At 75.4% G+C, this 23681-nt stretch carries 15 protein-coding genes; 4 read left to right on the plus strand and 11 right to left on the minus strand.

The annotated features are described in order from the left end of the window. Window positions 1–30: 30 nt before the first annotated feature. From ACGFNF_RS19700 to ACGFNF_RS19725, 6 genes are all read right to left on the minus strand, one after another. Window positions 31–1941, minus strand: a complete 1911-nt coding sequence (locus tag ACGFNF_RS19700; RefSeq protein WP_393169619.1) for a hypothetical protein — start codon at window positions 1939–1941, stop codon at window positions 31–33. After that, the gene (locus ACGFNF_RS19705) at window positions 1938–5600 is read right to left on the minus strand and encodes a DUF5682 family protein (RefSeq protein ID WP_393169621.1); all 3663 of its coding nucleotides are present in this window, start codon (window positions 5598–5600) and stop codon (window positions 1938–1940) included. The genes ACGFNF_RS19700 and ACGFNF_RS19705 overlap by 4 nt, the downstream gene beginning before the upstream one ends. Next, a complete protein-coding gene (locus ACGFNF_RS19710; protein WP_393169623.1) occupies window positions 5597–6787 on the minus strand; it encodes an AAA family ATPase in 1191 nt (396 codons plus the stop codon). The genes ACGFNF_RS19705 and ACGFNF_RS19710 overlap by 4 nt, the downstream gene beginning before the upstream one ends. A 128-nt stretch (window positions 6788–6915) precedes the next feature. Continuing rightward, entirely contained in the window at window positions 6916–11958 is a 5043-nt protein-coding gene (locus ACGFNF_RS19715; protein WP_393169625.1) for a hypothetical protein, read from the minus strand. A 5-nt stretch (window positions 11959–11963) separates the two neighbouring features. Next, a complete protein-coding gene (locus ACGFNF_RS19720; RefSeq protein ID WP_393169627.1) occupies window positions 11964–12821 on the minus strand; it encodes a DUF4132 domain-containing protein in 858 nt (285 codons plus the stop codon). 385 nt (window positions 12822–13206) lie between these two features. Continuing rightward, on the minus strand, window positions 13207–13656 hold the full coding sequence (locus tag ACGFNF_RS19725; RefSeq protein ID WP_393169629.1) for a MarR family winged helix-turn-helix transcriptional regulator: 450 nt from the start codon (window positions 13654–13656) through the stop codon (window positions 13207–13209). A 79-nt stretch (window positions 13657–13735) separates the two neighbouring features. Here ACGFNF_RS19725 and ACGFNF_RS19730 point away from each other — a divergent pair, with 79 nt between their 5' ends. Both ACGFNF_RS19730 and ACGFNF_RS19735 read left to right on the plus strand, forming a co-directional pair. Further along, a complete protein-coding gene (locus tag ACGFNF_RS19730) occupies window positions 13736–14137 on the plus strand; it encodes a nuclear transport factor 2 family protein (RefSeq protein ID WP_393169631.1) in 402 nt (133 codons plus the stop codon). A gap of 168 nt (window positions 14138–14305) precedes the next feature. Then, window positions 14306–15028 carry a VOC family protein gene (locus ACGFNF_RS19735; protein ID WP_393169633.1) on the plus strand — a complete coding sequence of 241 codons (723 nt, stop codon included), beginning with the start codon at window positions 14306–14308 and terminating at the stop codon, window positions 15026–15028. Between the two features lie 151 nt (window positions 15029–15179). Here ACGFNF_RS19735 and ACGFNF_RS19740 read toward each other — a convergent pair whose 3' ends face one another. Next, window positions 15180–15476 (minus strand): hypothetical protein, encoded by a 297-nt coding sequence (locus tag ACGFNF_RS19740; protein ID WP_357577157.1) that lies wholly within the window; start codon window positions 15474–15476, stop codon window positions 15180–15182. Window positions 15477–15581: 105 nt separating this feature from the next. Further along, complete coding sequence (locus tag ACGFNF_RS19745; RefSeq protein ID WP_393169635.1) at window positions 15582–16916, minus strand: hypothetical protein; 1335 nt, start codon at window positions 16914–16916, stop codon at window positions 15582–15584. 301 nt (window positions 16917–17217) lie between these two features. On the opposite strand from ACGFNF_RS19745, the gene ACGFNF_RS19750 reads away from it, so the two are divergent. After that, on the plus strand, window positions 17218–18261 hold the full coding sequence (locus ACGFNF_RS19750; protein ID WP_393169637.1) for a hypothetical protein: 1044 nt from the start codon (window positions 17218–17220) through the stop codon (window positions 18259–18261). Between the two features lie 114 nt (window positions 18262–18375). Here the strand turns inward: ACGFNF_RS19750 and ACGFNF_RS19755 are convergent, their stop codons facing one another. Genes ACGFNF_RS19755 through ACGFNF_RS19765 form a run of 3 tightly spaced genes read right to left on the minus strand, consistent with a single transcriptional unit; the run spans window position 18376 to window position 20798 of the window. Next, a complete protein-coding gene (locus ACGFNF_RS19755) occupies window positions 18376–18840 on the minus strand; it encodes a hypothetical protein (RefSeq protein ID WP_393169802.1) in 465 nt (154 codons plus the stop codon). Then, window positions 18815–19453, minus strand: a complete 639-nt coding sequence (locus ACGFNF_RS19760) for an RNA polymerase sigma factor (protein ID WP_132237817.1) — start codon at window positions 19451–19453, stop codon at window positions 18815–18817. Before ACGFNF_RS19760 ends, ACGFNF_RS19755 begins: the two co-directional genes overlap by 26 nt. Before the next feature lie 34 nt (window positions 19454–19487). Further along, window positions 19488–20798 carry a S8 family serine peptidase gene (locus tag ACGFNF_RS19765; RefSeq protein WP_393169639.1) on the minus strand — a complete coding sequence of 437 codons (1311 nt, stop codon included), beginning with the start codon at window positions 20796–20798 and terminating at the stop codon, window positions 19488–19490. 187 nt (window positions 20799–20985) lie between these two features. Here ACGFNF_RS19765 and ACGFNF_RS19770 point away from each other — a divergent pair, with 187 nt between their 5' ends. Beyond that, the gene (locus ACGFNF_RS19770) at window positions 20986–23616 is read left to right on the plus strand and encodes a CHAT domain-containing protein (RefSeq protein WP_393169641.1); all 2631 of its coding nucleotides are present in this window, start codon (window positions 20986–20988) and stop codon (window positions 23614–23616) included. Window positions 23617–23681: the final 65 nt, after the last annotated feature.

The following is a 23681-nucleotide window of genomic DNA, read 5'->3' on the forward strand; positions in this document are numbered from 1 at the left end:
CCACCCGCCACCGGCCCGGGTTCCCGCAGGTCAGCCGAGCGGCGGGGCGGTCCAGGAGGACCGGATCAGCTCCCGCTCGGCGGCGGCGAGGTGGGCGGTCGCGGCGAGCCAGGCCCACGCGTACCGGTCCGGGTCGGGATCGGTACGCCGGCCGAACGCGTCCCGGCCGCGCCGGTCGGACTCGTCGGCCAGGGCGGTGGTGAGCGCGGCGGCGGTGGTGAAGCCTGCGCGGCGCAGCGGGCCGGCCAGGCCGGTGCCGTCGCCGCGGGCCGCCTCGGCGACGGCGCGACGACCGCCCGAGACGGCCAACTCCACCAGCCGGCGGACCCGCCACAGCGGGGACTCCGCCACCGCGTCGGCGCCGACGGCCAGGACGGGGCCGGTCGTCTCCGCCGGGTCGCGCGGCGGCAGGTGGCCGCCCTGGAGCTCGTCGTAGCCGAGGTCCGCCCGGCCGTGCCAGTCCGCCGGCAGCCGCAACGTGGCGGCGGCACCGGGCACCGGGCCGACCGCGAGCGGTCGCAGCGTACTGGCCCGGTCCGGGTCCAGCCGGCCGACCACCCGGACCCGCAGGCCGGGCCGGGAGGCGAGCCGCCGCAGGTTGGCCACGTGGGCCAGCATCGGGTGGGAGTCGACCGGCACCAGCCGGATCAGCGGCCCGTCCGGCACCGGCGCCCGCTCGCCTCCTTCGTCGGTGGCGGGGGCCAGCTCGCGGGCCAGCACCTGGTCACCGGCGGCGCCCACCACCATCAGGTCACCGCCGAACAGCGCGGTCCCCGCCCGGGCCGGGTCCTCCGGGTCGTCGGTGGCGAGTTGCGCGGTCACCACCTCGGCGAGCGGGCGGGCGAACAGTCGCGCCAGCGGCCCGGTGGACCAGTCGGCCCCGGTGAGCGGGGTGGCCCGGACCCCCTTACCGGCGCCGAGCCGGCCGTCCGGGGAGACGGTGGTGCCGGTGATCCGCAGGCCGCCACGGGCCAGTACCGCGTGGTTGACCGCGACCGCGCCCATCTCGGTGACCGCCCGGGCGCAGTCCCGTGCCCGGTCCGGACCGCCCGGTTTCACGTCGCCGAAGGAGAGCTGGCGCCCGTCGGCGGCCACCAGGTGGGTGACCACCCCGGCGTACCCGGTCGCGCTGATCACCGGTTCGCGGCAGACGCCGTACACCTCGAGGGTGCCGTCCGGCTGGTAGGCCCGCCGCAGGACGCCGACCAGCGCCGGGTCGGCGTCGCCGGCGGCCAGCCGGCCGGTGACGTACAGCAGGTCGTGCAGCACCTCGACCAGCTCGGCCAACCGGTGGCCGTTCTGCCGGCCCCGGTGCGCGCGCAGCCCACGTACCGTGCGCAGCGCGGCGCTCTCGGCCCGCGGCAGGCCGGCCAGGCGGGCGCCGTGGGCGGCCCGCAGCAGTTCGGCCTGGGGCACCGCCCCGGCCGCCGGCACGCCGGCCGCGAGCACCGCGGCGGCCGCCCGCCACAGCGCGCCGGCCGCGGCCCGCTGCGCCTTCGTCGGCGCCGCGCCGGCCGACTTCCTGGTACGCGCGGTCCGGCCGGTCTTGCCGGACGCCGTGCCGGCGCTGCCCGACGTCGGGGACGCCGCGGCGGTGGACGCCGGATCGGGGTGGGCGGCCGGGTCGGCGACGGGGCAGGCGAGCAGGACGGCGGTGCGGTGCAGGCAGCGGGGCGCCAGCAGGCAGCTGCACCGCGCCTGGTCCGGGTCGGTGACCGCGCCCGTCGCACCGGGCGTCAGGATGACCAGCGACTCCGGGCCGCAGTCGACCGAGACGCCCCCGTCGACCGGGCCGACCGGTACGCCGGCCAGCCGTTCGACGGCGGCGTCCAGCCGCCTGTGCAGCCGGGGTGGCAGGGCCGCCACCGCCGCGGCGGCGACCGCCGGCAGCACCGGCGGCAACCGGTCGGTGTCCACGGCGGTGGCTGTGCGGTCCGTCAACGTGATCCTCCGCGGATGCGGTCGCCCACCCAGCGGGCGAGTTCGAGCGGGCTGAGAGCGGCGACCGGCATCCCGGCCGCGACGAGCTGCTCGGCGACCGGCACCGAGTAGCAGGGCACTCCCCTGTCGTTCAGCGCGGCGCAGCCGAGCAGGTGCACGCCGGAACCGACAAGCGTGCGGACCTCGCCGAGCAGCCCGGCCAGCGGATAGCCCTCCTCGAAGTCGCTGACCACCGCGACGATGGTGCGGCTCGGCACGGTCACCAGCGAGCGGGCGGCGGCCAGCCCGGCGGCGATGTGCGTACCGCCGCCGACGCGCACCTCCAGCAGCAGCGACAGCGGGTCGTCGACCCGGTCGGTCAGGTCGACGACCTCGGTGGAGAAGGCGAGGAAGTGGGTGGACAGGGTGGGCACCCCGGCCAGTACGGCGGCGGTCAACGCCGACCACACCACCGACGCCTCCATCGAGCCGGACACGTCGACCACCAGCACCAGCCGCCAGTCGGCCTCCTTGCGGGTGCGGGTGTTGAAGACGGGGCGTTGCGGCACCACGACCGTCCGGCCGTCGCCGAGCCGCTGGGTGTGCGCCAGGTTCGCCCGCAGCGTACGGGCCAGGTTGATCCGGCCACCGGGACGGCTGGTCGGACGCGGGTTGGTCAGCCCGGTCAGCGCCGGACGCACCTGGGTGGCCAGTTGCCTGGTCAGCTCCTCGACCAGTCGCCGCACCAGTGGCCGCAGCTTGGCCAACTGCCCCTCGGGCAGGCCACCGGCCAGCGACAGCACCGAGGTCAGCAGTTCCATCGAGGGGCGTACGGCGGCCGGGTCGAGCTCGGTGAGCACGTCGGTACGGCCGCTCTCGGCCGCCCGGGCGATGACCTCCTCGCGTACGGCGGTGCCGAACAGCGCCTCGAGTTCGTCGGCCCACTCGCGGGCGGTCGGGAAGGAGGCCTCCTGGCCGCCGCCGGCCGCCTGGCCGAGGTCGGTGGCGCCCTCGCCCTGGCCCGCCCCGTACAGCTCGTCCAGGGCGCGGGCGTAGCGGCGGGCGTCGGCCGGCAACCGGTCGGGCTGGCGGCCGAGCAGCAGTCGCCACCGGTCGCTGGCGGTGAGCCGGGCGTCCGGGGTGGCCGGCCCGGGCGTGGCGCCGGCATCGGCCTCGACCGCGGTGGGGCCGGTCGGCGTGCCCGGGACGGGGAGGTGGCGGGCGAGCAGGGCGGCCCGCCCGGCCGCGTCGGCGGCGGCCCAGCGGGCCAGCAGCTCCGGCGGGGCGGACAGGCTCAGGTCGAGCCGGTCACCCAGCCGTTCGGTGACGGTGTGCAGCAGCCGGTCCCGGGCCGCCGGGGTGAGCACGTCGAATCCGCCGCGCAGCGCGGGCAGCCGGTCCAGGAAGTCGGCGTCGGGGAGCCGCTCGATCCGTTCCAGCAGCGGGTCCAGCGCGGCCGGGGCGGACTGCAACAGCGGGTGCGCCCCGGTGAGCAGGCCGCCGAGCAGCCGGTGCAGGTGCCGGCGGGTGTCCGGTCCGGTCGCCGCGTCGATCCAGCCGGCCACCCGGGTGCCCAGGGTCTCCAGGTCGGTCAGGTCGAGCAGCACCCGCGCGGCCAGGGCAGCCCCCTGGATCAGCGGCGAGCCGGCGCGGGCCAGGTGGTCGAGGGCCTCGTCCAGGCGCAGCCCGATGCGGTCCTCGCCGGCCCGGACCGCGAGATCGACAAGCGCGGCGGCGTCGGCCGGGGTGTCGCTGCCGGCCAGGCCGGGCAGCCCGCGCACCGCCGCGTCCAGCAGCACGACGGCCAGCTCGGCCGCCCGGGCCCGGCCGTCGGCGGTGGTGCCGGGCAGGTGCTCGCGGCGTAGCGCCTCCAACAGGTCCAGTGCGGCCAGCAGCTCGGGCAGCGTGCCGGTGCCCGGCAGCACCGTGGCGGCCAGGTCGAGCCGGTCGGTGACCAGCTCCGGCAGGTCGCACCGGGCGGCGTCGCGCAGCCCGGTGAGCAGCTGCGCGGCGGTGGGGCCACCGTCGGCGGCCTCCCGGCGGAACCGCTCCCGCAGGGTGCCGGCGGCGGCCAGCGCGGCGGTCACCCCGCGTACGCCGACCAGGTCCAGCCGGGCCGCCACGGACGGCGTCCAGGCCAGCTGCCAGCGGGTGGTCAGGGCGGCGCCGTCGCCGGTGCCGGACACGGCGACGGGCTCGCCGTAGCCCACGCCGCAGACCTGGAGGCGTTGCAGCAGGATCTCCCGCCGCCCGTCCAGGTCGGTGCGCAGCGGGTCCAGCCGCACCTCGCGGGCCTTGGGGCTGCCCGGGTCGGGCAGCCGCAGCGTGGCGAGTTCCGCCTCGACCGCCGGGCCGAGCCCGGAGCGCGGCGTGCCGGGGGCGATACGGCCCCGTTCGGCGCCGACCAGCACGTTCTCCAGGGCCCTGGCCAGCGCCCGGCCGCGGCCGAGCAGTTCACCCTGGCCGAGCACGGTGGTCACCGCCTCCAGCACCTCGCCCCGGCCGGGGGCGGGCAGGTTCCGCAGCCGGGCCAGGTCGTCGGCGAGCCGTACCGTCTCGGTGGCCTCGCCGGTGCCGGCGGTGTGACCGGCCGCGCGCAGGTCCCGGCACACGTCGGTGACCGCCCGGGCGGCGGCGGCCCGGATCCGTTCCGGGTCACCGGCGGCGGTGAGGACGGACTGCTGCCAGCGCGGGTCGCGGATCCCGGCCGGGTAGCCGGACCGGGAGTCGAGCAGGTCGAACGCGTACGGCACCAGCGAGGTGACAGCCGTGCCGCCGTCGGTGGCGGCCGGCCCGGGCGGGGTCGTCACGGACCGGACCGGATCGGCCGGGGCGGTGCCGGGCCGGGTGGACGCGACGGCGTCGGCGTCGGCGGTCGACGGGGCGGAGACCAGGGCCGGGGCGTGGAAGGCGCCGACGACGGCGGCGACCCGCCGGCCGTCGGCGCCGGCCTCGGCCAGTACCCGGCGCATGTGCCGCTCGCGGGCCAGGTCCCGGGCCGGCACGCCGTCGCGGTCGGCGCTGTCGGTACGCATCGCCCAGCCGACGCCGAGCGCGGCCCGGCGGACCGCCTCGGGCGGGCAGCCCGGGGCCCGCACCTCGACCACCCGGTCCCACAGGTCGTCGCCGTCGCGGCCGGTGCCGCTGGCGCTGAGCGCGGCGGCGTAGGACCGGCGCAGGCCGGGCACCGGCTCCCCCGCGTCCGGTGCGGGCTCGGCACCGGCAGTCGGGTCGGAGTCGGTGGCGCCGGCGCTCCAGCCGGGGTCGGCCAGCGGCAGGTCGCAGCAGACCACCTCCACGCCGTGCCGCCGGGCCCAGCGGATCGCGGCCAGTTCCGGGGAGAAGTCGGCGAACGGGTAGAAGCCCATCGGCCCGTCCGCGCCGTGGCTGCCGACCAGGGCCAGCGGGGCCCGGGCGGCCGGATCGGACAGGTACGGCAGCCAGCGCTGGAAGTCGGCCGGCAGCTCGATGCAGACCACCTCGGCCCCGGCGGCGTCCAGCAGTGCCGGCACCACCGCCGCCAGCGCCGGGCTGTGGTGCCGCACCCCGATCAGGTAGGGCCGCACCGAACCGGCGAGCGCGTCGACCACGGCGCGCGGATCGGCCGACGTCGCATCGACCCTCGCCGGGTCGGCGGCCGGTGGGGCCGCACCGGGCGTCGTGCTGGAGAGGGTCGTCACCGCAGGCTCTCCCGCAGGTCCCAGAGCCGGCGCCACATCGCCGAGCCGTCCTCGGCGCGGCGACGGACCGGGCCGTCCCAGTAGCCGAGCAGCCGGGCGTGGTCGTTCTGGTCGTCCTTGCGGACCACGCCGAGCAGGTGCCCGGGCACCAGGTCGAGCGCGTCCCCGCCGGGCAGGTACGCGGCGGCCAGGCCGAGCGACACCGCCACCTGCACCGCCTCGGCGGTGGACATCACCGTGCCGGGCCGTTCCACGTCCCAGCCCTCGCCCGACCGGCCGGAACGCAGGTCGCGGAACACGGTGACCAGGGCGTCCAGCACCGCGTCGTCCACCGTGTACGCCGCGCCGGCGCGCTGCACGGCGGCGGTGGCCTGCTGGCGGACCAGGTCGGTCTCGACATCCGCGTCCGAGATCGGATGGATGGTCTCGAAGTTGAACCGGCGCTTGAGGGCCGAGGACATCTCCGACACGCCCCGGTCCCGCAGGTTTGCGGTGGCGATCACGGTGAACCCGGGCGTGGCGCGGATCAGCCCGTCCTCGGTGCCGGACAGCTCCGGCACGTTCATCCGCCGGTCGGACAGGATGGACACCAGCGCGTCCTGCACCTCGGGCAGGCAGCGGGTGACCTCCTCGATCCGGACCACCCGGCCGGTGCGCATCGCGGTCAGCACCGGCGAGTCGACAAGCGCCTGCGGGGTCGGGCCCTGGGCGAGCAGCAGGGCGTAGTTCCAGCCGTACCGGAAGGCGTCCTCGGTGGTGCCGGCGGTGCCCTGCACGGTCAGCGCGCTGGTGCCGCAGACGGCGGCGGCCAGCAGCTCGGAGAGCATGGACTTGGCGGTGCCGGGCTCGCCGACCAGCAGCAGGCCCCGCTCGCCGGCCAGGGTGACCACGCACCGCTCGACCAGGCTCCGCTCGCCGACGAACTTCGCCGGGATGGTCATGCTGGCCGGCAGTTCGGTGCCGGCCGGGCCGGTGCGCCGCTCGGCGGGCAGCTTCAACGCCTCGCCGTCGCTGCCCTGGATGAAGGTGACCACGGCGCGCGGGGTCAGCGCCCAGCCCGGCGGCCGGGCCCCGTCGTCGTACGCGGCCAGGAAGGCCAACTCGTCGGCGTACCGCTGCTCGGCCGAGAGGACCTGGGCGGCGGTCTCCGGCGCCTCGGAGGGGCGGACGTCTTCCGTCACGGTCACGGGTGTTCCTCGATCTCTCTCTTGAGGTGTTTCGGGACAGGGGTGTTTCGGGACAGGGGTGGGCGGGGCGACGGCGCCGTGACGGCCGGGGAGGGTCGTCGCGGGCGCCACCACCCGCCGGACAGGAGTCAGCGGCCGGGCAGGTCGGCGAGGCGGGGCAGGTCACCGTCGCGGAGGCGTTGCCAGGACCGCCGGTAGAGTTCCGCGGCCGGTTCGAACGGCACGGTCACCCCGAGCGCGGCCGTGCCGTCGGGGGCGAGGTCGAACAGGGCCAACTTCCAGCCTTCGATCGGCACCTGCCCGGCGCCGCGCTCCAGCCACGGGCCGGGCAGGAACAGCGACCGGCCGGCCCGGGACCGGCTGGCCTCGACGACCAGGTCGGTGCCGGCCAACTCGGCGCGCGCCGCCTTCAGCCGCGCCGGCTTCCAGCCCGTCCACCTCGCCGTGTTGCGGTCCGTCGGGTCGGGCATGGCCAGCAGCATCAGGTACGCCGCCGCCGCGTCGGTGCCCAGGCCGTACGCCTCGGCGACCTCGGCGACCACGTCGGACGCCGACCGGGTGGGATCCTGCGGCCACCAGGTCCCGTCCGCCGCCCGCGCGCCGTCGGCGGGCTCCCCCGGGTCGGCGAGCAGCGCCGCGAAGCGCGGGTCGCGCACCAGCCGCAGCGCCACCTCCACCGGGTACGGCTTGGCCACGTCCCTGCGCAGCGCCGGCAGGTACGGGTCCGTGCCGTCGGCGTCGAGCAGCTCCGGCCGCAGCGCGGGCAACGGTCGGCTGTCGTGGGTGGACAGTACGATGGCGCCGTAGCGTTCCCAGCCCGGGCCCGTCTCCGACGGGGTGCCCGCCACCTGCCGGAACTCGGGCAGGTAGACGTACTGCTCCAGGTCGAGCATGAGGTCGGGGTTGGCCAGCCGGTCCCGGATCGTGGCCAACGCGGCCGGCAGCGCCGCCCGGCACGGGTCGCCGACCGGCGTGTGGTGCGCGACCCAGGCCGCCAGGGCGATGGTGGAGTGCAGCACGTGCCCGGTGAAGCCCGCCGGACGCTTGGCGACGGGCCGGGCCCGGTTGCCCCGGACCTCGAAGGCCAAATCGGTGCTCAGCTCGGCCGAGCGGGCCGGGTCGAGCAGCGCCGGCAACGCCTTCGCGGGCGCCCAGCCGGTGCGGATCGCACGGGTCGCCTCGGCGAGCAGCTGTTCGGGCACGACCGCCCGGCGCCCCAGAGCGGCGTTCCATACCGCCGCCGCGGCGGCCACGTCCGGTCCGTCGGTCCACAGCCGGGCCGGGTCGGCCGGCAGCAGCGCCGAGACCACAGCCAGCCGCAGTGCCGGCCTCGCCTCCCGCAGGACCCCGAAGGCCAGCTTGACCTCGCCGACCTGCCTGATCCCGAGCGCCTTGCGCAGCTCGGTCGGCACGGTGCCGGCCGAGTCGGCGTACGGCAGGCCGGCCAGCACCAGCTTCGCGGCGGTGGGGGTGATGCCGGTCAGCTCGGCGAACCGTTCAGCCGCCTCCGGCCGCCAGGGCAGCGGGCCACGCGCGGCCCACTCGGTGCGGAAGGCGGCCAGCCAGCCGGCCGGCCGTTCGTCACCGACGGGCTCCAAGGAGTGCAACGTGTACGGCTCGGGCAAGGCGAAGACGCCGGCCGGGTCGTGGTGCAGCGCCTCGAAGAAGTAGCCGGTGGTCGTGCCGCTGGAGTTGAGCACCGCGAGGAACGCCCCGTCGGGCAGCGGCAGGATGCCCGGCCGCGGATAGCGGCGCGAGCCGTCGGGGTTTCTCATTTCGCCGTCCAGCACGTGCAGTATGCACCGGCGCCACCGCCCCGGCTCGGCCGCCGCGACCAGGTCGAGCCCGTCCAGCTCGGTGAGCAGGGCCCGCAGCGTCTCCCGGTGCTCGTCCGGGGTGACCGCCGCGACGGCCCGGTAGGCGACGGCGGCGACGCCCCCGAGCAGCGCCCACCAGTCCAGGGTGGACGGCAGCGCCGGCCCGTCCAGGTGCAGCCGTACGGCGGGATCGCCCCCGCCGGTGACGGAGCGCTGAATGGCCAACGCCCGGAACTGGGTGAAGGCGTGCGCCACGGTGCCCGCTCCGTAGATCGAGCCGCGCAGGCCGTCCAGCGCCGCGCTGAGCTGCCGGTCGGTGGGTCCGGTCACGGTGGCCGTCGGCACCACCGCGACCGGGGCGGACAGCGACCTGGTGAGCCGCTCGGTCACCGCCTCCAGGTCGGTGCGTACCCGGGCGGCCAGCCGCAGCGCCCCGACCACACCGGCCAGCAGGGCGTCGTGGCTGAGCGCCGGCACCGTCGAGCGGACCAGCTCGACCAGCGCGTCCGTGTCGTCCTCGACGGCGGTCGCGCCGGTGCTGGCGGGGGCATGGCCGGCGCCGACCGTGGACGCGGGAACGGCGATGGGAAGGCCGGTGACGGCCTGGGTGGCCACGGTCAGCCCGGACCGCGCCGCCGCGCGGGCCGCGGCCCGTGCCGCCTCTTCGGCCAGGATGGCGCGGCGCTCGTCGAGGGCGACCTTCAGCAGTGCGGCGGCGGTCTCCCGGTCCATCCGGCGCAGGGCGGTGGAGCCGGCCGGGTCGCGGGGCAGCAGGTTGCCGAGGAACTGCCGGGCCGGCAGCGGGACCGGGCCGGGGCTGTAGTCCCGGCTGGACGGCGGTCCGGCGGCGGCCGACACCACCCCGTCCGGGTCGACCAGGACGGGACCCTTGAGCACGGCCCGGGGCCGGTCGTCGCCGGGCAGCACCAGCGCCGCGATCGGCTCCTGGCCCGCGGCGACGGTGACGGTACGACCGGCCAGGTCCGTACCGCGTACCGAGCCGTCCGGCAGCGTGACCACCCGCCAGCCGAGCAGCCCGTCCACGGGGACGGCGGCCGGGGTGGCCCGGTCGGACAGGGCCGGCCGCAGCCAGCTGGCCGTTTCCTGGAGGCGGCTCCCGTCGACCGGGAGGTCGGCCAGGAACCCGGGCAGGCCGCGCCGGCCGTGGGTGTTGGCGACGGGGTCGTACTCGCGCCAGCCGTGGGTGTCGTCGTCCTCGCCGTGCCGGTACACCCAGTGCGAGGTGCCGTCGGTGATGACCGGCAGCTCGGACGGGACAGCGGTGTCACCGGCGTGCAGCACGCCGTCGCCGGTGGTCCGGCCGCCGCCGGTCAGCGGCAGGGTGATCTGCTTCCCGCGCGGCTGGCTGCCGTGGTGGCGGCCCTGGATGAGCTGCGGTTCTCCGGGCGACGAGTGCCAGTAGCCGCGCAGGTCGTAGTCGAGCGCCTTGGAACGCCAGTAGACCAGCAGTTGGCCGTCGACGAAGTGGTAGCCGGGCTGACCCCACATGTCGCCGGCCGGGATGCGCAGGTCGTGGCGGAGCACGATGCCCTCGGCGCCGATCACCCGCACCGTGGTCGGCCCGCCCAGGATCGCGTACGGCCAGGCCTCCTGCCGGATCACCTCGACCTGCCGGTCGCCGCCGGTCACCTCCTGCCAGGCCAGCTCCCAGTCCGGCCAGCCCAACTCGGCGAGGAGCCCGCCGCGCAGGCTGCGGGCGACGCGCTCGGCGAGGTCGACGCCGAGGGCCTGCCCGAGGTCGCCGCCCCGGCCGGGCTCGCCCGCTCCGTCGAGCTCGTCGGAGACCAGGCGCAGCGCCTCGACCGGGAGCCGGCCCAGCCAGTCCACCGACGCCGGCAGGTACGGCAGCCCGGCGGCGAACCGGTCGCGGATCCGGGCCCGCAGCCAGTCGACAAGCATCGGCCGGACGCCCGGCGTCTCGACCATCCGGCGCAGGGCGGCCTGCTGGTCGTCGAGCTGGTCGAGGCCCCGGCGCAGGGCACCGGTGAACCGGGCGTCGCCCGCCACGGCGAGCAGGTCGCGTTCTCCCCCGCGCGTGACCCAGTTCGCCAGGTCCAGAGTCTCGTGCTCCTTCGGCGCGGCCACCGGCAGGTCGAGGGCGAGCAGCAGGTCGAGCAGTTCCAGGTCCCCGTCCGCGCCGAGGGCCTCGCCGCTGTCGGCCAGTTCGACGCGCAGCCGGTCGGCCATCCGCTCGACGAGCGGGTACAGCTGCGGCAGCCGACGGCGGTGGCCGGAGTTGGCACGGGCCAGGAAGCGGCGCAGCCAGCCGACGGAGCCGTCCTGCGGGCGGGCCGGCTCCGGCACGTCCGGGTCGGACAGCCCGGCGAGCGCACCGGTGTCGGTCAGCAGGGCCAGCCACGTGACCAGGTCGTCCCGGTCGGCGGGCATCAGGTCGAGCAGGCTGCCGCGGATCGCCGGGTCGCGCCCGGCCAGCGCCGTCACCGCCGGCAGGTGCGCCTTCCACCAACCGGCCGGTGCCTCGGCGGCCACCGGCAACCGGAGCAGCTCGGTCAGGTAGGCGGACTCGCGCTCGGCGACGGCGGCCGCGCCGGCCTTACCGGCGGCCTTGGTGGCGGCCCGGACCAGCCGGTTCACCACCCCGGCCGACTGGGTGGACGGAACGACGCCGGCGGTCGCGGCCCGCAGCGCCAGCCGGCAGAACCGCTCCAGCGCCTCGCCTGCCGGCAACTGGGCGGACAGCTCCTTGGCGTAGCCCGCCAACGCGGTCGCGGACACGACCTTGGCCGAGGCGAACTCCACGTAGACCTCGTCCAGCCGGTTCAGGTCGACCGGCAGGCCGTGCTGCGCCTCCGCCTTGCGCGCCTTGTTGAACAGCTGCGTCGCGTACGCGTCCTGCCCGGCGCCCAGGAACACCCGCGCCGCCTGCTCGAAGAACGTCGGCAGGAAGTGCGGCAGCGTGCGGGCGAGCCGGTCGGCGATGCTCTGGTGCCCGTCCAGGGCGGCCTTGGGCCGCGAGCGCACCTGCTTGGCCAGCTTCTGCAACTCCGGCACCACCGCCAACGCGTGCCGGCCGTCCGCCGGGTGGTGCACCAGCACCCACTCCGGGAACGCCAGCGGCCGGCGGGGGCCCAGCCCGACGACGACCGGCTCGGCGCCCGGCGTCAGGCCGAGGAACTCGACGGCGATGTCCTCGCCCTCGCCGAGGGCGGCGTCGACCAGGCGGACCACCGGTCGGTCGCCGAGGGCCGGGTGCCGGTAGGTGCGGGCGGTGAGGGGCACCGCCCGGTCGCCGGCCCCGGCGGTGTCGGCCGGCAGCACCGCGCCGGCGGTCAGCAGGCTCTCGACCGAGTCGTCGCCAGCGGTCGTCGTCATCCCGGTCACGCCTTCTTCCCCGTTCCGGTCACGGCGCCGGACAGGGCCGTCGCCATCCGCATTCCTTCCGACCAGGCCACCGGCCCGACCTCGGTCAACCGCAACGTCGGGCCGTCCACCGCCGACCAGGAGAGGTTGCCCAGGGTCGCCTCGGAGTCCCAGTAGTCCTCGTCGAACCGCATGGCGGCCTCGACCGCGCGGCCGGCCTCCCAGACCCGGCACCTGATCTGGGAGCCGGAGACCCGGAAGCCGAGCGTGGCGGCCCGGGCGGCGAGCCGGTTGGGGACCGTGGTGCCGCGGAAGTCGGTGATGGCCGTGTCGCGCTGCTTCACCTCGTCGGGCTTGCCCCAGGTGCCCCGGTGCAGTTGCTCGATCCGCTGGGTGACGTCCAGTTCGTCTGCGAACTCGCGCAGGTCGGGCAGGTCGGGCAGCCGCACCGGGTGCGGCAGTGTGGCGGTCGCCGGCGAGAGCCGGACGGTGTCCCCGTCGAGGTTGACCACGCGGAGGTCGCCGGTGTCGGTGACGTCGCGCAGGAAGCCCGGCTCGGCCGGGTCGTCCCCGAGGACCACGAGGTCGCGCAGCGCGTCCTGCCAGGCCGGGTCCGGCCAGACCCGGGCCAGCAGCCCCGTCGGCACCGGCAGCGAGGACACCACCCAGGCGTCGACCCGGGCCAGGCATTCGGCGGCGTGCCGGTCCAGCCACTGGGCGAGCTGGCGCAGCCGGTCCACCTCGGGGTCGTCGCGCAGCGCCTTCGGCAGCGTCTTCAGGGGACGACCACCGGCACGCGGGCCGGTGGATCGCGCCGCCACCTTTCCGTCCACGAGGGAGATCTCGTACGAGTCTCCCACCGGTAGCCAGGCCATCAGGAATACCCTCCGCAGTGGCAGAACAGCCAGATTTCGTGAGGAATCGGCCGTGATCGACAACGAGGGCACGCTAACAGTAGTGACCGACACGACAGCGACCCATCGGCCGAGCAGCCGAGGCGGAGTCAGCGGGACGAGCGGACGCGATCCGCGGAAGCCGCAGGTCCGGCCGGTTCGGGCGCACCGCGACCGGTCAGTCGTGGCCCCGACGGGAGACAAGGCGATGATCTAGGTCACACCAACCGACCCGCGGTTGGCGCCTGCGTCGACACGTCGGGGCAGACGCTGGCCGCCCATCGGCGGCGCGGGCGCGTGGTCGTGCCTGATCAGGAGCGCGACCGGTGGCCGCCGGCGGGTGCGGCCTGGTGGCGCTCAGGCCGGATCACGACGTCGGCGCGCCGCCGTGGTGGTCGAGCACCTTGCCGAGCAGCGCGACGAGGGCCTGCCGCTCGGAGGTCGACAGCGGGGCGAGCAGCTCGTCCTGCACGTCGTCGAGCGCGCGGTCCAGCCGCCGCAGTTGCCGCGCACCCGCCTCGGTGCTGGTGACGATGTTGCGTCGGCGGTCCGCCGGGTCGGCGCTGCGCTCGACGAAGCCCTCCCCCTCCAGCTCGGTCACGGCCGCCACGACGTCGCTGCGGTCCATGCGGCAGCGCCGCCCCAGCTCCGCCTGGCTCGCGGAACCGAACTCCCGCAATGCCGCGAGCACCCGGTAGTGGTAGCCCCGCGCGCCCGCGGTGGCGAACCCCCGGGCGACGAGCCGCCGCGCGTGCACCGCGGTCTGCGTGATCAGCCAGCTCGCCTTCGTGGCGAGACGATCCGGTGTCGGTTCCACGGGTGACCACGCTAACAGACCGTTGGCGGCACCAACGATCTGCCATATCGTTGGCGACACCAACGACATGGAGGATGAGATGTCACCCGTGACCGACCGCGCCGAGATCGGCGAACTCGTCGCCCGGCTCGCCCAGGCACTGGACGAGCGGCGCTTCGAGGACCTGCGGGGCGTCTACGCCCCGGACGCCGAGACCAGCAGCCCGCGCGGGGCCCTGCACGGCATCGACGACATCGTCGACGTCCTACGGCGGACCAGCCCCGAGGAGGAGTCGACCCAGCACCTCAACACCGACGTGGTGGTGGATCTCGACGGCGACCACGCCGAGGTCGGCACCCATCAGCTCGTGTACTTCTTCCGCCGGGGCGAGGCGCCGCACCGGGTCGCCGGTGTCCAGGCCCGCTACACCGCCACGCGTACGCCGACCGGCTGGCGCTTCACGCGGGCCCGGATCTCCCCGCTCTGGCAGCACGTCTCGTAGCCGCCGGGAACGGAGCCACCTCGCCGCCGGCGGCGAGGTGACCGGAGGCCCGGCGGCCGTCGAATACTCGGCTGCGCACGACGCGGCCCGCCCCTAGGCTCCCGAGCTACGCGCCGCCGAGGCGTGCTGTCGACAGCGGTCACACCGCCGATCGGAGATGCGCAGGAGATGACGAGTCAACTGTTCGCGCTCAGCTTCGACGCGAACCAACCTCTGCGGCTCGCCCGGTTCTGGTCCGGGGTCCTGGGCTGGGACCTGGCCGACGACCCACACGACGGCGTCGCGCTGCTGCCCAGTGACGACACCGGGTTCCGAATCCGATTCCTTCCGACCGGGAGGCCGAAGGTCGGCCCGAACCCGATGCACTTCGACCTGACGAGCACGTCCCTCGAAGACCAGCGGCAGACGGTGGCCCGGGCGCTGGAACTCGGCGCGGAGCACATCGACGTCGGCCAACGCCCCGAAGAGGGTCACGTCGTGCTCGCCGATCCCGACGGCAACGAGTTCTGCGTCATCGCGCCGGGCAACGACTTCCTCGCCGACTGCGGATTCGTCGGGGCGCTGGCCTGCGACGGCTCGCAGAAGGTCGGCTACTTCTGGAGCGAGGCGCTGGGGTGGCCGCTGGTCTGGGACCAGGACCAGGAGACCGCCATCCGTTCACCGCACGGCGGCCCGAAGATCACCTGGGGTGGTCCACCGCTGAACCCGAAGACAGGCAAGCAACGACTGCACTTCGACCTCGCTCCGCCTGCGGACGGCGACCAGCAGACGGAGGTCGACCGGCTGCTGGCCCTCGGGGCCACCCGGATCGACATCGGCCAGGGCGAGGTCAGCTGGGTGGTCATGGCCGACCCCGACGGCAACGAGTTCTGCGTGCTGACACCCCGGTAGCCACCACGAGAGGGCGAGCGGGAACGACAGCGCCCGGTCGGTCGCCGGGTCGGCTGCACGGAGGACCGGGGTCGGCATGGTCAGCGGCTTCCGGGTGCCACGGTGCGCCGGGACGGCAGCGGTCGGCGGCCGTCCCGGCGGAACTGCCGATTCAGCAGGTGGTGTTGCGGGCCGGGACCCAGCCGTCCACGGACGGGTACTCAGCGCCGTGGCCGTAGATCCAGGTGTCGTCGTCGACCGCCGAGACCTGACCGTGCCAGCGGAACCCGCGGCCGGCAGTCAGGGTGAGCAGCACGTGGCCGTGCGGCTCGGTGCGCAGCCAGGTGTTCTCCCGGAGGTTGCAGACGATGCCCCACGCGTCGCTCGCCGAGGCGGGCGCGGCCACCACAGCCGTACCGGAGAAGACGACGGTCGCGACCGTCAGGACGTGCAGAAGGCGGCGTTTCACTCGTGTCCCTTCGACTGTGGATGATGACGGCCTCCGATTGTGGTCGATGGGTACGCCCCCGACGCCACGGGGGGCGGCGTCGGCGTACCGCTCGGCAGCCGCCGCTCAGTGGAAGGAGTCGTAGAAGTCGTTCAGCACGTCGTGCACGTTGTCCCGGTCGAACTTCTCGATGCCCAGGATCAGGGCCAGCAGTTGCGCCCCGTCCTTGGGGATCTGGCACTTCGCCTCGGCGACGAGTTCGTCGAGCATCCAGTGCAGGAGCTGGGCCACGGGCGTCCGGGCGGCGAGGTCGGAGTTGATGGTGAACCGGATGGTGCCGTCCGCGTTGACGACCGTCGAGTGGTTGAGCATCTTCGGCTCGGCCCGCACCACCAGCCGCCCCTCCGCCCGCATCAGCGCCAGCATCGCCGCGTGCAGCGCCTCCATGTACGCCCCGATCAACGGCGCGTACGCCCGGTCCTGCGGCAGGTCGGTGAGCACGAGGGCGACCGGCTTGGGCAGGTCGGCCCTGGTGAAGTCGAGGCGGGTGAAGTCGTAGGTGCGCACCCAGGCGCGGGTGATGCGGGACGCGAGCACGGTGTGCACCGAGTCCATCCGGGGCGCGGTGCGTCCCCGCATGGCGGCCACCTGCTCGTCGGTGGGGAACGGGCCACCCTCGCCCAACGCCTCGCAGACGGTCTGCTCGAAGTTGGCGGCGTTCTGCAGGGCGATCTGGCCCTGCAGGTAGTAGGCGGCGTTGCGGTGGCGGTAGACGATGTCGACCGTCGGATTGTCCGCCAGGATGTGCGTGCCCTCGTGAGCGAGCGTGGCGGCGAGCTCCCACAGGTGCATCGTCCCGTCGAGCGCGGAACGACCCACGTTGATGATGGCGGTGTCACCCTGACCGCTGGCCAGTGCGCCCATCCCGTCGGGCAACGACAGGTTGCACACGAATCCCGACCGTCGGCCGTCGGTGCGCTTGAGCACTGCCTGCAGGGCCGTGACCGTCTGCGCGAAACGCGCCTTGGCCACCGACGAGGTGGACCCGAACAGTCGCGCGAACGCGGTGTTGACGGCGACGTGCGTGGGGCTCTTGTCGTCGTTCATGACGTCGACGATCCTGGTCTTCAGTTCGTCCACAGCGGCGACGAGATACGGGTTGCCGACGGCGGAGGGCACGACCCCGTCGAGCGAGTCCTGCACCTCCTTGAACAGCGTGGCCGCCTGGTGCATCGTCGCGCCGCGTTCCGAGATCTGTTGCAGCCAGGTCCCGACGGCCAGGGCGGCGACCTTGTCGAGCCGGGCGGTCAACTGGTCGCGGCGCAGCCCTGCCGGCAGCGCCCCGACGATGGGCCGCAGCCGCTGGAGTTCGCAGGCCATCAGCACCCGGTAGGTCTGGAACACCTCGCGCCGGCCGAGATCGAGTGCCTTCCTGGTCGCTTCGTCGGGAAACGGGAACATGTGGAGGGCTCCTTCGCTCTGCCGGCCCGGCCCGGTCGGCCGAACGCCCGCAGAGAGGTAGCACCCGGAAGGCAGTGGCAGTCAGTAGCGCGTCGGTCATCGGACAGCGAGTGCGTCCTCGCCCGCGCGCCGCATCCGAGCGCTCTGCGGCTTTCGCCGGCTTGACGGCAACTCACGCCATCTGACATCACCCGTCGGCGTCAGATGTATCTACTTGCGTCGATCGGGCTCCGTAAGGATGTCCACCCGCCCACGCCACCACCCCGGGGCGAACGGCGATCCCCCATCATCGGGAGGAAATGTGTCTACCAGACTCGCAGGAAGAGCGCGCCGTTCGACGCTCGCCCTGCTCACCGGCGCGGCACTGGCGACGCTGTTGTCCGTCACCGCGGCCGGTGCCGCGCCACTGGCCGGCCCGGCGGACGGCCCCGCCACCGCCGCGGCGGTCGACGTGTACATGAAGGACACCGCCGCCGACGTGGGGCTCGAACCGCACGCGCTGAACCCGCTCTGGCAGAGCCCGGACATCAAGGTCTGCCACACCGCCATCGAGTGCGCGACCAGCCAGAACCCGATCGTCGGCCAGCGGAACTACATCTTCATCAAGCTGCGCAACCCCGGCCCGTACGGCGACAGCGTCATGGAGGAGGGCACGATCTGGGTCTACCGGACCACGCCCGGCGGCGGAGCGGGCTGGCCGGGCGCGTGGACGCAGATCGGGGCGATGGCGGTGCCTGTCTATCCGGGCGTCACCTCGGTCACCATCCCGTGGGACAACGTGCCCGGGCCGGGTCACTTCTGCCTGCTGGCCCGCTGGGTCTCCGCCAACGACCCGATGACCTTCGAGGGACCGGACATCGGCGTCAACACCCGCCACAACAACAACATCGCCTGGCGCAACGTGGACTCGGTGGCGGTGACCGCGGGCGGCCTGGCGCAGATCCGGCCGTTCGCCATCGGCAACACGCTGACCCGGCCGGCCCGCAGCAGCGTGGTCTTCAGCCAGACCGGGGCACCGTTCCAGGCCGCCGGTGGCCGGCTCGTCGCCGACCTCGGACCGACCCTGTTCGAGCGCTGGGCCAAGGGCGGCAAGGCCGGCAAGGGTGTCCGCGAGGTGGGCCGCAACCAGGTCGAGATCGTCGACATCGGCCAGGCCAGCCTGGACAACCTGGAGCTCAACCCCGGTGAGCGGCTCGCCTTCTCGCTCAACTTCACGGCGACCGTGCCGACCCGGGAGCAGATGGCCGTCAACGTGACCCAGATCGGCCCGGACACCACCGGCGCCGCACGGGCCGACCTCGGCGGCGTGCGGTACGACATCACGGTGGCCCAGCGGGCCGGATAACGCCCTCGAGGGGCAGGGACGGAGGTCGCGGACGGGGCCCGCGACCTCCGTTCCACCCGTGTCCGGCCGGTGTCCCGGGCGGTCCCGCCTCGCCCGGGCCCGCCCGGTGTCCGCTCAGCGCAGCGTGACCCAGGCGGTCGCCACCGCGTACCCGGCGGTGCGGGCGCAGAACTGGACCGGACCGGCGGGCGGCACCCCCATCGAGAAGTAGCCGACCGCGTCCACCGGCACCTCCTCGTACGGGCCGACGGCGGTCCGGGCGGCGACCCGCCCGCCCCGGGCCGGTGAGAGCTGCCCGACGATGCCGGTCGGGGTCAGTTCGATCTCGACCACCACCGCACCGGTGCGGAACGTCAGCGTGCGGGCCGAGCCGGCGGAGCGGGTGGGACCGGCCGGTTCCGGATCGCAGGCCGAGTCGAAGGTCAGCTCGGCGAGGGCCAGCTCGGCGTCGACGGTCCCCCAGCTGAACGCGGCGAGGGCTGCGGCCAGGAACTCCTCCGGCACCGGGCCGGAGTCCCGCAGGGCGGCCCTCAACTCGGCCAGCAGGGCGTCGTCAGCGGCTGGCGGCCACGGCTCCATCCCGGTCACCTCCGCTCCCCTCGTCGCCCGGGCGCGCCCTGAGGAAAGGGGCGAGTGCCGGACAGTTCCGCAGCTTGTGCAGGCACCGGGCCTGGCTCGGACCGACGCTACCCACCGGCATGCCCAACCGCGCGCCGATCTCGCGGTAGCTGACCGGCGGATCGGCCAGCAGCAGGGCCAGCAGGTCCCGGCAGCGCGGCGGCAACTGCGCGAACGCCTCCCGCAGCGCCTGCTGCCGCTCGGCGCGCAACAGGTCCTCGTCCGGGGTGACCGGGTCCACCAGCAGATGGGCGCCGACGTGCCGGTCGACCGAGTCGTCGTACGGGTCGAACGGCTGGGTCCGCCGGCCGAGGCGAAGCAGCCGGTAACACTCGCGTCGGGTGGTGGTGACCAGCCAGGCGGGCAGGGCGTTGGACTCCCGCAGCCGTCCCAGGTGCTCCACGGCGCGGAGCCAGACGGTCTGGTTCACGTCCGCCGCGTCGACCTGGTCGAGTCCGTGCGACCGAATCACCGAGAGCACCAGCGGGGTGTAGCGGCGCACCAGCTCACCCCACGCCCGCTCGTCACCGCAGGAGGCTGCGGCTACCAGCCCGACGGTGCTGCGCTCGCTCACCGGTACGACGCCCCGCGCGCCGGTGCCGACGACCTCACGCGACGAGTACGCCGTAGTCGGGATGCCAGCGGGGGCCGGCGACCAGCGCGGCTCGGGCCGCCTCCGCGCCGAGCCCGGCGCTGGTCATCAGCGCGGCCAGCCGGCCGGCGACGTGGCCGGTGGCGAACGAGGTGCCGGTCCAGGCCGCGAAGCCGTCGAAGTACCGGATCGGCTGGCCCGGCAATTGGAGCCGACCCCTGACGTAGGTGCTGGTCCGGTCCCCCAGGGCACAGGCGTCCACCCACGACCCGTAGCTGCTGTACGACGCCGGCACCGGGCCGGTGGCGCCGGCACTCACCGCGCCCACCGCCAGGACCCGGTCCAGGGCGGCCGGCCAGGCCCGCCGGCTGGTGCCGGCATTGCCCGCCGACGCCACCACCGCCCGGCCGGGCAGCCCGGCCAGGGCGTTGACCAGCGGCAGCGGAGGCTGATCGTCCTGGGTGAAGTAGCCCAACGAGAGGTTGACGACCGACACCTGCGGGCCGAGCCGACCGAGGGCGGCGACAAGCATCTCCTCGTCGCCGACGCCGGTGGCGTTCAGCGCGGCCTCGGGATCGAGACGTACGCCCGGCGCGGCCTGCCGGACCACTCCGGCGACGAACGTGCCGTGGCCGCCCTGGAGTGCGAGCACGTCAGCGCCGACGTAGAGGGCGTCCTCGTCGTCGACCTCGGGAAGATAGCTGCCGGCCAACCACTGCGGATGGCGGGAACCGGCCAGCCGCCAGATGCCGGTGTCGCAGATCCCCACCGTCACCCCCGCCCCCTCACCCGCGCGCGCCGGATCCGGCGCCGGCAGGGCAGCGGCGACCCGGGGCGGACCGCCCGGGTTGCCCATGATGTTGCCGAAGCCGAGCAGGGCGTGGTGCGGCTGGACCAGGGGCACCGGCTGCCCGGGCCACTGCTGCGGGTCGCGGAGCCTGGTCACCACCGACGGGATGTCGGTCTCGGTGGCGAAGAGGAGTCGGGCGACGCCGCCGAAGCCGACGCCCTCGGTGACCGGGTGGCCGTAGCTGCGCAGCCGACCCACGACCCGCTGCACGTCCGGGTGGGCCACCAGCAGCTGCCGGGGCCGGTAGAGGAACTCCCGGCCCGCGACGGCGTGGCGGCGCAGGTCGGGGTCGGCGGCCAGGGCCTCCAGGAAGACCCGCTGGTAGGTCTCGTCGGGCGACTCGCCGGCGGCGGCCGGGGCGCCGCGCCCGACGAGACCGAGCGGCGCCGCTGCGGCGACCAGGGTGGACCAGGCCATGACCTGCCGGCGGGACAGCCCGGCGGGCGGGCGCGACGCGAAGGAGTCGTCAGACGGCACCGGTCCTCCAGGCGGTCGAAGATGCGTGGTCGGCGGCGGGCCGGGCAGCTACGGAAGCGCTCTCCGAGGCACCGGACGATTATTTCAAAGGATAGTCGGGTGTCAATTGATCGTCGGCCAGGCGACTGATGTCCGATCCGCCTCGAGGCGATTGACCGGGGAGCGCGACTGCGGGATTCTTCTTGGCATGGCCGACAGCACCGTTCCCGGTGCCGTCCAGGCCCAGGCCGCGCTCGACGCCGTCCAGCGCTACCCCCGCGAGGCGATCGCGATCGCCCGCCAGGTCCTCGCCGCCGGTCACCCCGACGCCGACGAGCGGTCCACCGCCGAACGCGCCATCGGGCTGGCCCTGCGGGAACTCAACGACCTGCCGGGCGCCCTGCGGCACCTGCGCCGGGCGGTGCGGGTCACCGACTCGCCCCGGGCACGGGCACTGGCCCGGATGAGCCTCGGGTACGTCCTGGCCAACGCCGGGCGCACCGGCGCGGCGCTTCGCGCGGTGACCCTGGCACTGCCCCGGCTGACCGGTGCCGACGCCGGCCGGGCCCGGATGCAGCGGGGCGTCGTGCTGCACTACCGGGGACGGTTCGACGAGGCGGTCCGGGACTACGGCATCGCGGTGGAGATCGCCCAGCGCGAGGGCGACCTGCTGCTGGAGGCGCGGGCGCGCAACAACCGTGGGCTGCTCAACGCCCACCGGGGCACCAGCCGGGACGCCGACGACGACCTGTTCCGCTCCGCCGCCATCTTCAGCCGGCTCGGGCTCGACCTGGCCGCCGCCGACGCCCGCTGGAACATCGGCATCGCCGCCGGCCAGCGCGGCGACGTCGCGGGCGCGCTGCGCAGCTTCGCCACCGTCGGCGACGAGTACCGCCGGTTGTCGGTGCCCCGGCCGGCGCTGCTGTTGGACCGCTTCGAACTGCTGCTCTCCGTACCCCTTGTCGACGAGGCGGTCGAGGTCGCCACGTCCGCCGTTACGGAGTTGCGGCGGCGTGGCATGGCCTCGGATCTCGCCGAGGCGCTGCTGGCGCGGGCCCGGGCGGCGCTGCTCGCGGGTGACCTGGACACCGCCGCGGCCGCCGCCGCCTCGTCCCGGGCCCGGTTCCGCCGCCAGGGGCGCCGCATCTGGGCCGCCTTCGCCCGGCACGTCGAACTGCGCGCCGAGTTCGCCCGGGGCACCCGGTCGACGGCCCTGCTCACGGCCATGGTGCGCACCGCCGGGCAGCTCGACGCCACCGGCTGGCCCTCGCCGGCACTGACCACCCGGATCGAGGCCGCCCGGCTGGCCGAGGCCATGAGCCGGCCCGCCCTGGCGGCCGAGCTGCTGGCGGTGGCGGCCCGCGCGCACCGCCGGGGCACCGCGCCCCACCGGGCCCAGGGCTGGTACGCGCTCGCGCTGCGGCGCAGGCTCGACGGGGACCTGCGCGGGGCGGCCCGGGCCCTGCGCCGGGGGCTGGGGGTGCTCGACGGCCACCGGGCCTCCCTGGGCGCCAGCGAGCTACGCGCACACAGCGGGGCGTACGGGCACGAACTCGCCGCCGAGGGACTGGACATCGCCGTCCGCACCGGCACGCCCGCCCAGGTGCTGGCCTGGGCGGAACGCTGGCGGGCCAACGCCCTGCGGATGCGCGCGGTGCAGCCGCCGCAGGACCCCGAGCTGGCCGCCGCCCTGGCCGAGCTGCGGATGGTCAGCACCGCCCTGGAGGACGCGCTGCTCGCCGGGCACCCCGGGTACGCGCTGCGGCGCAGCCAGGGCCGACTCGAGCAGCGCATCCGCGAACTGGCCCGGGGCGCGCACGGCGGGGCCCGGGGCGCGGACGGCGGCGACCTGGTGGCACCGCCGACGGTTGCCGCCCTCGCCGCCGCGCTCGGTGACGCCGTGCTGCTGGAGCTGGTGGCGCACGGGCCACGGCTGCGCGCGGTGCTGGTCCGCGACGGCCGGACCAGCCTGCACGACCTCGGCCCGCTCGACGAGGCGCTGGGCCGGGCCCGCCTGCACCGGTTCGGCCTGCGCCGGCTGGTCACCACCGGCGACTCGGCCAGCGCCCGGGCCGGGGTCGAGTTCGCCACCACCGCGCTGGACCAACAGCTCTTCGACCCGGTACGCCGGCTGCTGCGCGACCGGCCACTGGTGATCGTCCCGATCGCCGCGCTGCACGCCGTGCCCTGGTCGGGCCTGCCGACCTGCGCCGGCCGGCCGGTGACGGTGGCCCCCTCGGCGACGGTCTGGTTGCGCGCCGTCGGGCGGATCGTCCCGGCCGGCCCGCCGGTGCTGGTGGCCGGGCCCCGGCTGCCCGCCGCCGAGACCGAGGTACGTCAGCTGGGCGCGGCCCTGCCCGGCTCCCGCCCCCTCACCGGCTGCGCCGCCACCGCCGACGCGGTCACCGACGCGCTGAACGGGGCCGGGCTGGCGCACATCGCCGCGCACGGCGCCTTCCGCGCCGACAACCCGCTCTTCTCCACCCTCGAACTGGCCGACGGGCCGTTGACCGCGTACGAGTTGGAGCGGCTGACCCGCCCACCGGGCTGCGTGGTGCTCTCCGCCTGCGACTCCGGCCTCTCCGGCGTCCGGCCGGGCGACGAGGTGATGGGCTTCACCGCCGTGCTGCTGGCCCTGGGCACCCGCAGCCTGATCGCCACCGTGTTGCCGGTGCCGGCCGACCTGACCACCGCGCTGATGCTGGACCTGCACCGGCGGATGCGTGCCGGTGCTCCGCCGGCGGTGGCGCTCGCCGAGGCCCAGCGCGCGTTCGGCACCGCCGGTGGTGGTGCCGCCCATGCCACCGCCGCCGCCTTCGTCTGCTTCGGCGCCGGCTGAGAGAAGCCCAGGCCGGTGGGGAGCCGCCTGGTGTCGAGCGACCGGCAGGAGAACGGCGACGTGGG

Source organism: Micromonospora sp. NPDC048868 (assembly GCF_043198195.1).
GTDB classification, from domain to species: Bacteria; Actinomycetota; Actinomycetes; order Mycobacteriales; family Micromonosporaceae; genus Micromonospora; species Micromonospora reichwaldensis.